The sequence below is a fragment of the uncultured Jannaschia sp. genome, from assembly GCF_947494025.1.
GTDB lineage: Bacteria > Pseudomonadota > Alphaproteobacteria > Rhodobacterales > Rhodobacteraceae > Jannaschia.
Genome location: NZ_CANLTQ010000001.1, coordinates 267813 through 280780, shown reverse-complemented (window position 1 = coordinate 280780; position 12968 = coordinate 267813). Strand labels below are relative to the sequence as shown.

Here is a 12968-nt window from a genome sequence, read left to right as displayed (position 1 = left end):
CGACGTCGGCGGGAGCGAGACGCAGGATCATCCGGCGGCGCTCCGGACGACTCCCCCCCTCGGTAGCCGCCGGGGCGTTCAGATTCCCTGAGGTCTCAGCCGGTCGCCGCGAGGCCCAGATAGACGAGCTGCGTCGCGGCGAGCGCGATCCCCATCGGGAAGTCCTTTGGCTCCGACCAGCTCTTCCAGTGCGGAACGCGGTCGCGGATCGCCGGGACGCGGCGAACGAGGCGATGCAGGAGCCAGGTGACCGGAAGGAGCGCGGCGAAGAGGATAAGAACCTCCCCCAGATCGGGCCACGCGACGAAGGGGGCCATCGCCGCCGCGAACTTCGCGTCGCCGGCCCCGAAGGCGCGCAGGGTCGAAAGCAGGAACCCGGTAATGAGGACGACGACGAAATGCGCGCAGCGCCAGAAGTATTCGCCCACGGGCAGCAGAAAGAGCCCCGCCACCACGAAGACAGCGAGCAGCGCCAGCACCGCCTCGTTGCGGATCTTCATCGCGCTCAGGTCGGTATAGGCGACCCAGAGGCAGATCGGCATCGACAGAAGGCCGAACACCGCGCCCTGCAGCGGCGTGGTCTCGAGGGTCGCGACGAGCGGGTCCACGGTGTCAGACGTCCAGCGCCCGAAGCGCGCGGGCGGTCGCCTCGAACTGGCGCGGATGCGTGCCGATCGCATCGGCGCGGAGAACACACCCGGCATCGAAGTCGCCTTGTCGGGTCGCGGTCAGCGCGGCGGTGTGGAGTGGCTGCGCCCGCGCTTCCTGCCTCATCGAGACCACGCAGAGCGCGAAGCCGCGGCGAACGGCACGGGCGGGGATGAGGTCGTCGTTCGTGGTGAAAAGCGACGGGTCGTGGTTGATCGCGTTGGTGGAAAGGTGCTCGGCCTCCGCGGCCTGCGCGCTCGCCACGGCGTGGGACATGCCGGGCTCCCCCGGTCGGCCGCAGACAGCAAGCGCGAGCGCGCCTTTGAGGAGGATCGGCATGACACGGCAACGTATGGTCGCGTCCTTTCCACCCGGCTCCCTTCGTTTCGTGCGAGCTCCGCCGGGCAGGAACGGAACATAGGTTCCTTCGCGCCGCAGCGAGAGGCTGACGGCGTCTTCCTGCCGCAAATCGTAGACGACCCGTACGAGCCTATCACCGGCAAAGCGCGCCTCCGGCAGAAGAACGAGCTCGAACGATCGGCTCGTCGGGCCGCAGTTCGCGCAGACGCTCCTTGAGCTCGGCGAGGTCCGGGGTGACCTGCACCTCGACATTCGCGATCGGCCGCCCATCGAGGCCGGGCCGCGTCACCGTCGTCCGCCCGGGCTGCTTGCCCGGTACGGAGACGATGCGTGCCGACAGAGTCGCGATGTCGGCGATCCGGGGAGCGTTCGAGCGCATGGCAACATGGCTCGAAGCGGCCCTTTTCGGCCGTGACGGCGAAACCCGCGCGCCCGTGATCGCACGGAATGAGATGTCCGCCGACGATGCGCGTATCCGATCCCTGTCGTGACCGTGCCGCGCGAATGCGGCGCGGTCCGGTCCTCGTGCCTGAATGTGGCGGGAGGATGGTTCGGGGTGTGACGTGCCGACTGCCTCGATTTCGACGGGAGTGTCGTGGCGCGTTACGGAGTGAGAGGACGCGGAACCGCCGGTCCGGTCTCGGTCGCGACGACGCGTTCCTGACTTGGACGCGCCTCCATGCGGGCCTTGAAGTTCTCGTCGAGCCCCTTCGAGATCACGCCCGTCACCGCAAGACCCAGGCCCACGAGGGCGGCCGAGAGGATCACCCAGTCGATCGTCACGGCGCCGCGCTCGGCGGTCAGAAAGGCACGGATGGCGTTGGTCATGGCTCGGTTCCCCTGCTGAAGCTGGCGCGCCGGCGCGAGTCGCGAACGGCTCCGAAAAGCTTGGCGGGGAAAGGCGGCAGGAATGCGTCAAGTTTAGGCGAATGCGAAGCGCCTGCGGCAGGATGGCCACAACCGGACGCGGAAACGCCCAGTGGCTGAGGCTTCGAGGGGCTGAAGCGCCGACTCCGATGACGCCCATTTCTTCAGTTCAGTTGCCGGGACCCTTGGTGAAGTCCTTGTCGCCTGCGGCAACCCGATCCGTTTCCAGCTCTGTCTTCAGCTCAATGGTCAGATTTCCGACGTCGGTCGAAACGACGCCCATCACGGCGAGTCCGAGCCCGACAAGGGCGGCGGTCAGGACGACCCAGTCGATGGACACGGCCCCGTCCTCGGCGTGCAGGAAGGTCTTGATCGAATTCGGCATGTCAAATGGTCCTCGGTTCATTGTCCGTCGGGCAATAGCCCGCTCGATGCGACCGGTCTGACAGGGGAATGCGGCGCAATCTGGATGGGGGCCGGACGGCCGGATGGCCCGTGCCGGCTGTTCATCGCGAATTGTCGGGATCGACGCCTGTCACCGGGCGGTTCCGGGCCGGAACGGAGTAGGGACCGCGCCTGCCAGCGCGGCCCCCTGTCCCTCGGTCCATGGACCGTGGATGCGGTTACGTTTCCCGTTCGGTCCGCTTCGCCAGCTGGCGCCGCGTGAACTGCTCGATTGCCACATGTGATGCCCGGATGATCCGGTGCTTGTTGATCCTCGGCCTCGGGGCGGTCTGCCATCGTCCCGTGCCCGGGATGCCTTCATGTCTGGGCGGTAAATGCGGCAGGATCGTGTCCAATTCGGCATAAATTTGCGGTGCCGTACAAGGCATTCAATTGTCGGAGGTTTTATCCGGCCTCCAACCGCGGCGCCTGCGTTCCGGATGCGCGGTTTGGCGGCGGCATGGCGAACATGTCACAGGGAAGCGCCCGCGTCCCAAGCGGTGGCTGACCCCGAGAGGCGGAAGATGCGGGGCATCGAATATCTCCCTTCCGGATCGAATCGGCGCCGCCGCGCTTGGCGGAGACCGGAGACCGGTTCTTGTCCGCTGTCTCGCCCGCCTCGACGCCGCTTCTCGGGCGCTTCCAGATGGTGTCTGCGTTCGCCGGAAGGCCGGCGGCGGCGAGCGGCGTGGCTGCGCTCTCCTCATCACGCTTATCGCCATGGGCTCTGCAAGCCGCACCGGCGCCGTCTCAAGCCCGGGCTCATGCAGCTCGTTCCCATCGCCGCCCGGTTCGGCGTCGCCGATGCACGCGATCCCGTTCAGAACATCCGGGACGGCGTGGCCTGTCTCGACTGGCTCGTGGGCGCTTTCGGCGGCGACCCGATCCCCGCGTGCCCAAGCTACAATGCCGGGGGGTACGGTGCAGCGGCATGGGCGCGTCGCCCTGTTCGGAAACGCGGTTCTACGTATCGACGGTGCTTGCCGCATGGAACGTGGCCAGGCTTTCGTGCTGCCCGCCGCCCGAGATGCCGGGCGGCGGCTGCGACTTCGACCTGTCGCGGGCCGACAGCTAGGCGACCAGCGTCGCCTCGGTGAGGTCGCGGAGCTCCTGTTCGGAGACGCCGGGGGCGAGTTCGACGATGCGCAGGCCGCCGTCGACCACGTCGAGCACGCCGAGATTGGTGATGATGCGGTCCACCACGCCCGCGCCCGTCAGCGGCAGGGTGCACGCGCGCAGCACCTTCGACTCGCCGGCCTTGTTGGCGTGGTCCATTACCACCACGACGCGGCCCACCCCCGCGACGAGGTCCATCGCGCCGCCCATTCCCTTCACCAGCTTGCCGGGGATCATCCAGTTCGCGAGGTCGCCGTTCTCGGCCACCTCCATCGCGCCCAGGATCGCCATCGCGATCTTGCCGCCCCGGATCATGCCGAAGCTCGTCGCGCTGTCGAAATAGGCAGTCTTGGGAAGTTCGGTGATGGTCTGCTTGCCGGCATTGATGAGGTCCGCGTCCTCCTCGCCCTCGATGGGGAAGGGGCCCATGCCCAGCATCCCGTTCTCGGATTGCAGCGTCACCTCGATCCCCTCGGGCACATGATTCGACACCATGGTCGGAATGCCGATACCCAGATTGACATACATGCCGTCCTCGAGCTCCTGCGCGGCGCGGGCGGCCATCTGATCGCGGGTCCAGGGCATCACACAGCCTCCTTCTGGCGGACGGTCCGCTGTTCGATGCGCTTCTCGTGCGCGCCCTGGATCAGACGGTGCACGTAGATGCCGGGCAGGTGGATCGCGTCGGGATCGAGCGAGCCACGTGGCACGATCTCTTCCACCTCGGCCACGCAGACCTTGCCGCACATCGCCGCGGGTGGATTGAAGTTCCGCGCCGTCTTGCGGAACACGAGGTTGCCGGTGTCGTCGGCACGCCAGGCCTTCACGATCGAGAGGTCCGCGACGAGGGCCCGCTCGAGGATGTAGGTTTCGCCGTCGAAATCCTTGTGCTCCTTGCCTTCGGCCACGATCGTGCCGACGCCGGTCTTGGTGTAGAAGCCCGGGATGCCGCAGCCGCCCGCGCGCATCCGCTCGGCCAGCGTGCCCTGAGGGTTGAACTCCAGATCGAGCTCGCCGCCGAGATACTGGCGCATGAACTCCTTGTTCTCCCCGACATAGGAGGAAATCATCTTCCTGACCTGCCGCGTCTGCAGCAGGATGCCGATGCCGAAATCGTCGACGCCCGCATTGTTGGACGCGAAGGTCAGGTCCTTCGTCCCCGCCCGCCGGATCGCCTCGAGCAGCAGTTCCGGAATGCCGCACAGCCCGAACCCCCCCGCCGCGATGAACATCCCGTCATGCAGCAGACCGTCCAGTGCGGAGGCCGCGTCGTCGTAGATCTTCTTCATGCGTATCCCCAGCGTCCCGAACGCGATCGAGTAAGGCGATATTGTCATTGGGTGTCAAATGGCAAACATCGGCCAGCAGGAACGGTCTAGGCCTGACGCCAGTCTGAATTGTCGCTAACGCTTGCTCATGACCGACTTTCTGCCAAACGCCGATTTGCGAAGCCGCCTGGCCGCGCACCCGATCCACGATCTGCCGCGCGTGCCGGGAGCCTTCATGTTCGACCGCTGGCATCGGGACCGCTTTGCACTGGCCGGATATCGCACCGAAGCGATCAAGTTCGTGCGTGCCTTTCGAAATGGTGGCAATCCTGCGAGAATGATCGTCTACGGTCGACCAAGGTCGGGTACGACCGTGCTGGGCTCGCTGCTGGGTCAGATCGACGGCGTACATGATGCTGGCGAGCGACTCCATAACGGCGTTTTCTCGCCCATCGGTATTCTCGAAAAGTCTGCCCGTACCTGCGGCGCTCGGGCCTTCATAGCAAAGCTTCTGACCTACCAGTTGCTCGAGGTACAAGCGATCCGCGATCCGCTCCAGTTTTTCGAGCGCTTGGTCGACCTCGGATACGAAATCGTGCACCTGCGCCGGGAGACCTACCCGCAAGCCTTGTCGCTCTGCAAAGCGCGTGTTTCAGGAATCTATTTTGATCAGGACGGAACGCTCTCGGCAGGTGCTCCGCGTGAATTACAGGTCGATCCGGTTGCCTTCGAGGCTCAAATCCGTCGCAGCGCTGCGATGTTGGACTACGAAGACATGCTGATGTCGGGCGTGCCGCATCACGTCGTCCAATACGAGAAGGATCTTCAGGATCCGGATCGCCACCAAGCACTTATCGACCGGCTCTGTGACGTTCTGAGGTTGCCGACACAACCTGTCAAAGCGCGGATGAGGCGTACCGGCGGCAAGTCCGGCACGCTGCGCGTCGTGAACGAAAACGAGCTTGACGCTCATCTGCGCGCAGTCGGTCTGGCCACGGAGATCCGGTCCTGACCGCTACGGTCGACATCGCATCTAACGGCAATCTGTCAGACGTCTCTGTTGTCGACTCAAGATATCGCCCCTTGGCGCGTTCCTCATGTTTGTCCAGGTGCGCCTCTCGAAGGGGCTACCGGCTTTCGATCGGGCCGCGCCTCGGCCATCCCGTCGATCAGGCCGCTGGCGAAGGCCTTGAAAGCGGGGCCGGGCTGGCGGGCGGCGAAGGTCGCGGCGAAGGGGTCGGGCGCGACGATCTCGCTGCCGGCAAGGCGCGCGAGCACGGCGTGGCCGCAGAACGGCACGTAGACCTCCGAGTAGCCGCCCTCATGCGCCATGACCACGCGTCCGCCGCAGATGTCGTCCGCGAGCGCCATGATCTGCGCCGTCATCGCGTCGAAGGTCTCCGCCGTAGCGAGCATCCGGCTGAGCGGGTCGAGCGCGGCGGCGTCGAAGCCGCAGGCGACGACGATCGCCTCGGGTTCGTGCGCGCGGATCGCGGGGAGGATCAGTCGTTCCATCGCCTCGAGATAGGTCGCGTGGCCGGCGCCGGCGGGCAGCGGGACGTTCAGGTTGGCGGTCGCATCGGTGTCGAACCCGCCGGTGTCGAGCGGATAGTTCCGCTCCTGGTGGATCGAGATCGTCAGCACGTCCGGATTGTCCCCGAAGATCGCCTCCGTCCCGTTGCCGTGATGTACGTCCCAGTCGAGTACGGCGATCCGGCGGCATTGGCCGCGCGCCTGCGACCGTCGGATCGCGAGCGCGACGTTGGCCAGAAGGCAGAAGCCGTTCGCCCAGTCCGGCAGGCAATGGTGTCCCGGCGGCCGGCTGAGCGCGTAGGCGTTGTCGAGCTCCCCGGCAAGCACCGCGTCCAGAGCCTCCGTCACAAGCCCGGCGGAAAGCCGCGCGATGTCGTAGCCGCCCGGCCCGAACGGCGCGCGCAGGCCGATCTCGCCGCCGCCCGCCGCCGAGGCATCCGCAAAGGCGTCGAGGTAATGTGCCGGGTGCACGCGCAGCAGGTCTTCCCGGTCGAGCGGCGCGGCCGTCCGCACGTCGAGCGCGTCCATGAGGCCCGTGACCCGCATCAGGTTCACCAGCCGCCGCTTCGTCTCGGGATCCTCGGGCAGGCCGCCCCCGCCGGCGATGGGCTGCACCAGCCCGCCGACCGGGGCCATGTGCGCGTAGTTGCCGCCGCCGTGCCAGAGGCAGCGTTCGTCGTGGAAGAAGCCGGTCGCCATCCCCTCAAAGCTCCGGATAGACGGGGAAGCGGTCGCAGAGCGCCTGCACCTTCGCCTTTACGCCGGCCTCGATCTCGCCGTTGCCGTCGGGCCCGTTCCTGGCGAGCCCGTCCACCACTTCGACGATCAGGTCGCCGACCTGCCGGAACTCCGCCTCGCCGAAGCCGCGCGTCGTGCCGGCGGGGGTGCCGAGGCGGATGCCGCTCGTCACCGTGGGCTTTTCATCATCAAAGGGAATGCCGTTCTTGTTGCACGTGATGTGCGCCCGGCCGAGCGCCTTCTCGGTCTCGTTGCCCTTCACGCCCTTCGGCCGCAGATCGACCAGCATCAGGTGCGTGTCGGTGCCGCCGGTGACGATGTCGAGCCCGCCGCGCATGAGCTGGTCGGCCATGGCCTTCGCGTTGGCGATCACCTGCGCCTGATAGTCCCGGAACCCGGGCCGCAGCGCCTCGCCGAAGGCCACCGCCTTGCCGGCGATCACGTGCATCAGCGGCCCGCCCTGGATGCCCGGGAAGATGGCCGAGTTCACCTTCTTAGCGATCGCTTCGTCGTCGGTCAGGATCATGCCGCCGCGCGGGCCGCGGAGCGTCTTGTGCGTCGTGGTCGTGGCGACATGCGCGTGGGGGAAGGGGGAGGGGTAATGGCCGGACGCCACGAGCCCCGCGATATGCGCCATGTCCACGAGAAGATAGGCGCCCACCTCGTCGGCGACCGCGCGCATCTTCGCGAAGTCGATGATCCGCGGAATGGCCGAGCCGCCGGCGATAACGAGCTTGGGTTTGTGCTCGAGCGCGAGCTTTCGGACCTGATCGTAGTCGAGCTCCATGTCCTGCCGGCGGACGCCGTAATGGATCGCGTTGAACCACTTGCCCGACTGGTTCGGCCGCGCGCCGTGGGTCAGGTGGCCGCCCGCGTCGAGCGACATGCCGAGGATCGTGTCGCCGGGCTGGATCAGCGCGGTGAACACGCCCTGGTTCGCCTGGCTGCCCGAGTTCGGCTGCACGTTCGCGTAGGCGCAGCCGAAAAGCTGCTTCGCGCGGGCCATCGCCAGATCCTCGGCCACGTCGACGAACTGGCAGCCGCCGTAATAGCGCTTGCCCGGATAGCCTTCCGCGTACTTGTTCGTCATCACGCCGCCCTGCGCCTCCATCACGGCGCGGCTGACGATGTTCTCCGACGCGATCAGCTCGATTTCGTCGCGCTGGCGGCCGAGTTCCCGGCGCATCGCCTCGGCGATCTCGGGGTCGCTCTCGGCAAGGGCGGCGGAAAAGAAGTTCGGGTCGCGATGCGGGGCGTTCATGGCACAGACTCCTGACGGATGTTGGCGGTCTCATACGCGCTGCCGGCCCCGGATTAAAGCGGGCAAGCGTCGCATCGCAGCATGCGAACGACCCGCGCTTGCCTTTCGGGGGGGCAGGCGACAACCCTTCCGGACCTCGACCGGGACCGGACATGCCGCGCGTCAAGAACATCGCCTTTCTCGCCTCGACCACCCCCGAGGCGCAGTCCGCACGGGAGCGGCTGGTCGCGCGCTACGGGCAGGCGCCGGTGGAGTCGGCGGCGATCATCGTGGCGCTGGGCGGCGACGGCTTCATGCTGGAGACGCTGCACGGCACGATGCATGTCGATGCGCCGGTCTACGGGATGAACCGCGGCACGGTCGGGTTCCTGATGAATACCTACCGGGAGACGGGGCTCACGGGCCGGCTCGCGGAGGCGGAGGAGGCGCGGATCAACCCGCTCCGCATGGTAGCGACGCGCCAGAGCGGCGAGATCGTGGAGGCGTTGGCGATCAACGAGGTCTCGCTCCTGCGGGCCGGCCCGCAGGCCTCGCGGCTCAGCATCTCGGTCGACGGGCGGGTCAGGATGGAGGAGCTCGTCTGCGACGGGGCGCTCGTCTGCACGCCGGCGGGATCGACGGCCTACAACTATTCCGCGCACGGTCCGATCCTGCCCATCGGCTCGGAGGTGCTGGCGCTCACGGCGATGGCGGCGTTCCGGCCCCGGCGCTGGCGCGGCGCGCTTCTGCCCAAGGTCGCGAAGGTCCGCTTCGACGTGCTCGACCCCGGGAAACGGCCGATGATGGCGGAGGCCGACGGCCAGTCGGTGCGCGACGTCGTTTCCGTCGAGGTGGCGAGCGAGCCGTCGGTCTGCCACCGCCTTCTGTTCGATCCGGGCCACGGGCTCGAGGAGCGGCTGCTCAGGGAGCAGTTCACCTGACGGACCCCGCCCGCGGCTGCCGAACGGTCGAGTCTTCACGCCATGAAGAAGACGCGCCGGGCCTTCGGGGCCCCGGTTGCGGGGCGGGGCGGGGCGGGGATAGAAGCGCGCGACACCCGGAGACCGCACATGCCCCGCACGCTCATCACCTCGGCCCTGCCCTACATCAACGGGATCAAGCATCTCGGGAACATGGTCGGCTCGCAGCTGCCGGCCGACCTTTACGCGCGCTACCTCCGGGCGCGGGGCCACGAGGTCATGTTCATCTGTGCCACCGACGAGCACGGCACCCCGGCCGAGATCGCCGCCAAGAAGGCCGGGCAGCCGGTCGCCGAATATTGCGCCGCCATGTGGCAGGTGCAGAAGGACCTTGCCGACGGGTTCCGCCTGTCCTTCGACCATTTCGGCCGCTCCTCCTCGCCGCAGAACCGCCGCCTGACGCAGCATTTCGCCGGGCGGCTCGACACGGCGGGGCTCGTCGAGGAGCGCGCCTCGCGGCAGGTCTATTCCAACGCGGACGGCCGCTTCCTGCCCGACCGCTACGTCGAGGGGACCTGCCCGAATTGCGGTTACGAGCGGGCCCGGGGGGACCAGTGCGAGAACTGCACCAAGCAACTCGACCCGACCGACCTGATCGCGCCGCGCTCGGCCATCTCCGGCTCCACCGATCTGGAGGTGCGCGAGACCAAGCATCTGTTCCTGCTCCAGTCGCGGCTCCGCGACGAGCTCGACGCGTGGATCGACGCGCAGCGTGGCTGGCCGGTGCTGACGACCTCCATCGCGAAGAAGTGGCTCCACGACGGTGACGGGTTGCAGGACCGGGGCATCACCCGCGACCTCGACTGGGGCGTGCCGGTGCAGAAGGGCGACGCGCCCTGGCCCGGGATGGAGGGCAAGGTCTTCTACGTCTGGTTCGACGCCCCGATCGAGTACATCGCGGCGACGAACGAATGGGCCGACGCGAACGGGGGCGACTGGGAGCGGTGGTGGCGCACCGACAGGGGCGCCGACGACGTGCGCTACGTGCAGTTCATGGGCAAGGATAACGTGCCGTTCCACACGCTGAGCTTCCCGGCGACCATCCTCGGCTCGGGCGAGCCGTGGAAGACGGTGGATTACCTCAAGTCGTTCAATTATCTGAACTACGACGGCGGCCAGTTCTCCACCTCCCAGGGGCGGGGCGTGTTCATGGATCAGGCGCTCGAGGTCCTGCCCTCCGATTACTGGCGCTGGTGGCTCCTGTCGCACGTCCCCGAGAGTTCGGACACGGAATTCACCTGGGAGGCGTTCCAGACCGACGTGAACAAGGACCTGGCCGATGTGCTGGGCAACTTCGTGAGCCGTGTGACCAAGTTCTGCCGTTCGAAGTTCGGGGAGGCGGTGCCGGCGGGCGGCGAATGGGGGCTTGGCGAGGAGGCGCTGGCGAAGACGCTCGCGGCACGGCTCGCGGCCTACGAGCGGCACATGGACGCCATCGAGATCCGTAAGTCGGCGGCCGAGCTCCGCGCGATCTGGGTCGCGGGCAACGAATACCTGCAGGAGGCCGCGCCCTGGGCCACCTTCAAGACCGACCCGGACAAAGCCGCGATGCAGATACGGCTGGGCCTGAACCTTGTCCGCCTCTACGCCGTGCTCTCCGCGCCCTTCGTGCCGGACGCCGCCGCGACGATGCTGCGATCGATGCGGGTCGAGGGGGCGGACTGGCCTACGGACGTCGCGGAAGCGCTCGGGGCCCTGCCGGCTGGCCATGGCTTCGAGGTGCCCGAGGTGATGTTCGCGAAGATCACCGACGAGCGGCGCGCGGATTGGGCCGCGCGGTTCGCCGGCGCGCGGGGCTGAGGCGCGGCGCCGCAGCCGGGAACCCGATCCCCCTATGGAACATTGATGGAACACAACCCATAGGAGGCTTCGATGGCCGACATGACCGACACCCCGAAGCAGGACGCCCCCGGCAACGCCGCGAAGGATCCCGACAACTGGACCACCGGCGCCGAGCCGATGACCGGAGCGCAGGCGAGCTATCTGAAGACGCTCAGCGAGGAAGCGGGGGAGGAGTTCGACGCCGAGATGAGCAAGGCCGACGCCTCTAAGCGGATCGACGCCCTGCAGGAGAAGACCGGCCGCGGCGCTTGACCGTACCCGTATCGGCGACCTGACGGATCGGCGCCTCCGGGCGCCGGTTTTTTTTGCGTGCGGGTCCTTGAAGCCCCTGACAGCGCTCCCCAAATCCATGCGTGTCGGATGCCGAAGCAGGGTCCGGCGACAGACCAGAGGCCTTCGTCCCGCGTGGAGAAGGTCCGACGATGTATCGCTTCATGCAAAGGATGCAGACATGCGCACTTACGACTTCACCCCGCTCTACCGTGCCTCCGTTGGCTTCGACCGGATGGCGAGCCTGCTCGACCGTGCGATGACCGCCGATACGGCGACGACGTACCCGCCCTACAACATCGAAAAGCTCGGCGAGAACGAGTACCGCATTTCGATCGCCGTGGCCGGGTTCACCGACGATGAGCTGTCGATCGAATCCCGCGAGAACGCCGTCGTCGTCACGGCCCGCAAGGAAGAGACCGACGAGAGGCGGACCTACCTGCACCGCGGCATCGCGACGCGTGCCTTCGAGAAGAGCTTCCAGCTGGCCGACCATGTGCAGGTGACCGGTGCCCGCCACGCCGACGGCATGCTCCACATCGAGCTCGAGCGTCAGGTGCCCGAGGCGCTGAAGCCCCGTCGCATCGAGATCGCGAAGGGCGCGAGCGCCCCGGCGCTGGAAGGGACCTCCGAGACCGTCGAGGCATGAGCTGAACCCCAGGACTGTGCCTTCGGTTGAAGGAGCGGCGCGCGCCCCGAAAGGGGGGCGCGTCTTTCGTTTCACGGACGCAGTATCGCCCGGCGGGTGCATGGCCGACCGACCCGGACCTTTGCTCCGTCCTGCGGGAATGTTGCCGTCTCAGAACCATTGCCCGGGCTCCATCAGCCCCAGATCGAGCAGTTGCTGCGCGCGCCATTCGAAGCGCACCGACCCGCCCCAGCGAAAGCCGCGGATCGCCGCGCGCGAGCCGGGATTGGTGGCGAGCGCCTTCGCCGCCCGGAACGACGCGATCGACGCCGTCAGCGAATGGTGCCACGGACAGGCATAGGTGTTCATCTCCTCGTCGTTGAGGAGGTGTCCGGGCAGCAGTCGCAAATCCCGCTTGGCGCGAAACAGTGCGACGCGGTCCATCCGGCGGCGCGAGGGCGGCACGTGTTCCTCGAACCGCCAGCGCAGGCCGCCGTGGAAGTCGAGCTGCCGGTCCTTCGGCACCTGCCCGTCCATCCGCGCCAGCGCGAAGTAGCCCGTCGCGTCGAGCCAGGCATCGTCCGGATCCACGCCGTTGGCGCTCCGGTCGAGCGTGCCGGGATAAAGATCGGCGACAAAGGCGACCACGCTGTCGCGCCGCTCCTCGGTGCAGAAGGCGAGCGCCTCGCCGATGCGCCGGCTCTCCGCGAACGGGTGGAACAGGTATTCGGCGTTGTAGAGGTAGCCCGTCCATGACCCGGCCGGGCGGCCCGCAATGAGCGCGTTGACGCAGGCGAGCGTCACATCCTCCGGTCGCGTCCCGAGCGAAAGGCGATGCACACGTTCGGGCAAGGGGTCGGGCACGCGCACGCCCGGCGGCACGGCGAGGAGGATCGCGCCGAACCCCGCGTCGAGATGGTGGCGGATCGTGCCGCGGATCTCGCATTCGTCCTCGCAGATCACCATCAGCGCGGGACCCGCCCCGAGGCGTGCGGCGCGGGCGGTCAGATCCTCCGGCGAGGTGAAGTGCATGG

15 protein-coding genes and 2 pseudogenes are annotated in these 12968 nt (G+C 67.5%); 7 read left to right on the top strand and 10 right to left on the bottom strand.

Features of this window, described 5'->3' with window-relative positions:
- Positions 1-95: 95 nt before the first annotated feature.
- From Q1B08_RS01435 to Q1B08_RS01415, 5 genes and pseudogenes are all read right to left on the bottom strand, one after another.
- On the bottom strand, positions 96-608 hold the full coding sequence (locus Q1B08_RS01435) for a prepilin peptidase (RefSeq protein ID WP_299813607.1): 513 nt from the start codon (positions 606-608) through the stop codon (positions 96-98).
- 4 nt (positions 609-612) lie between these two features.
- Complete coding sequence (locus Q1B08_RS01430; RefSeq protein ID WP_299813604.1) at positions 613-924, bottom strand: hypothetical protein; 312 nt, start codon at positions 922-924, stop codon at positions 613-615.
- Positions 925-1183: 259 nt separating this feature from the next.
- A pseudogene (locus Q1B08_RS01425) lies at positions 1184-1372 on the bottom strand (pilus assembly protein N-terminal domain-containing protein); the annotation flags it as partial.
- Positions 1373-1611: 239 nt separating this feature from the next.
- Complete coding sequence (locus Q1B08_RS01420) at positions 1612-1836, bottom strand: hypothetical protein (protein WP_299813601.1); 225 nt, start codon at positions 1834-1836, stop codon at positions 1612-1614.
- Between the two features lie 208 nt (positions 1837-2044).
- Positions 2045-2260 (bottom strand): pilus assembly protein, encoded by a 216-nt coding sequence (locus Q1B08_RS01415; RefSeq protein ID WP_299813598.1) that lies wholly within the window; start codon positions 2258-2260, stop codon positions 2045-2047.
- A gap of 394 nt (positions 2261-2654) precedes the next feature.
- Between Q1B08_RS01415 and Q1B08_RS21980 the strand changes: the two are divergent.
- Positions 2655-3206 (top strand): annotated as a pseudogene (locus Q1B08_RS21980) (hypothetical protein); the annotation flags it as partial.
- A gap of 44 nt (positions 3207-3250) precedes the next feature.
- A complete protein-coding gene (locus Q1B08_RS01410; protein WP_299813596.1) occupies positions 3251-3394 on the top strand; it encodes a hypothetical protein in 144 nt (47 codons plus the stop codon).
- On the opposite strand, the gene Q1B08_RS01405 is transcribed toward Q1B08_RS01410, so the two are convergent.
- Positions 3391-4020 (bottom strand): 3-oxoacid CoA-transferase subunit B, encoded by a 630-nt coding sequence (locus Q1B08_RS01405; RefSeq protein ID WP_299813593.1) that lies wholly within the window; start codon positions 4018-4020, stop codon positions 3391-3393. The two genes, Q1B08_RS01410 and Q1B08_RS01405, sit on opposite strands and share 4 nt — an antisense overlap.
- Entirely contained in the window at positions 4020-4724 is a 705-nt protein-coding gene (locus Q1B08_RS01400; RefSeq protein WP_299813590.1) for a CoA transferase subunit A, read from the bottom strand. Before Q1B08_RS01400 ends, Q1B08_RS01405 begins: the two co-directional genes overlap by 1 nt.
- A 127-nt stretch (positions 4725-4851) precedes the next feature.
- Here Q1B08_RS01400 and Q1B08_RS01395 point away from each other — a divergent pair, with 127 nt between their 5' ends.
- On the top strand, positions 4852-5715 hold the full coding sequence (locus tag Q1B08_RS01395; RefSeq protein ID WP_299813587.1) for a hypothetical protein: 864 nt from the start codon (positions 4852-4854) through the stop codon (positions 5713-5715).
- Positions 5716-5798: 83 nt separating this feature from the next.
- Here Q1B08_RS01395 and Q1B08_RS01390 read toward each other — a convergent pair whose 3' ends face one another.
- Positions 5799-6935 (bottom strand): class II histone deacetylase, encoded by a 1137-nt coding sequence (locus Q1B08_RS01390; RefSeq protein ID WP_299813584.1) that lies wholly within the window; start codon positions 6933-6935, stop codon positions 5799-5801.
- Between the two features lie 4 nt (positions 6936-6939).
- Positions 6940-8235, bottom strand: coding sequence for a serine hydroxymethyltransferase (gene glyA, locus Q1B08_RS01385; RefSeq protein ID WP_299813581.1), 1296 nt, complete (start codon positions 8233-8235; stop codon positions 6940-6942).
- Between the two features lie 152 nt (positions 8236-8387).
- Here glyA and Q1B08_RS01380 point away from each other — a divergent pair, with 152 nt between their 5' ends.
- The 4 genes from Q1B08_RS01380 (at position 8388) to Q1B08_RS01365 (ending at position 11955) form a co-directional block, all read left to right on the top strand.
- Positions 8388-9155 (top strand): NAD kinase, encoded by a 768-nt coding sequence (locus Q1B08_RS01380; protein WP_299813578.1) that lies wholly within the window; start codon positions 8388-8390, stop codon positions 9153-9155.
- Positions 9156-9284: 129 nt separating this feature from the next.
- Positions 9285-10994 (top strand): methionine--tRNA ligase, encoded by a 1710-nt coding sequence (gene metG / locus Q1B08_RS01375; protein ID WP_299813576.1) that lies wholly within the window; start codon positions 9285-9287, stop codon positions 10992-10994.
- A gap of 72 nt (positions 10995-11066) precedes the next feature.
- Entirely contained in the window at positions 11067-11288 is a 222-nt protein-coding gene (locus tag Q1B08_RS01370; RefSeq protein WP_299813573.1) for a DUF3072 domain-containing protein, read from the top strand.
- A 199-nt stretch (positions 11289-11487) separates the two neighbouring features.
- A complete protein-coding gene (locus tag Q1B08_RS01365) occupies positions 11488-11955 on the top strand; it encodes an Hsp20 family protein (RefSeq protein WP_299813570.1) in 468 nt (155 codons plus the stop codon).
- A gap of 150 nt (positions 11956-12105) precedes the next feature.
- On the opposite strand, the gene Q1B08_RS01360 is transcribed toward Q1B08_RS01365, so the two are convergent.
- Positions 12106-12966, bottom strand: coding sequence for a hypothetical protein (locus tag Q1B08_RS01360; RefSeq protein ID WP_299813566.1), 861 nt, complete (start codon positions 12964-12966; stop codon positions 12106-12108).
- Positions 12967-12968: the final 2 nt, after the last annotated feature.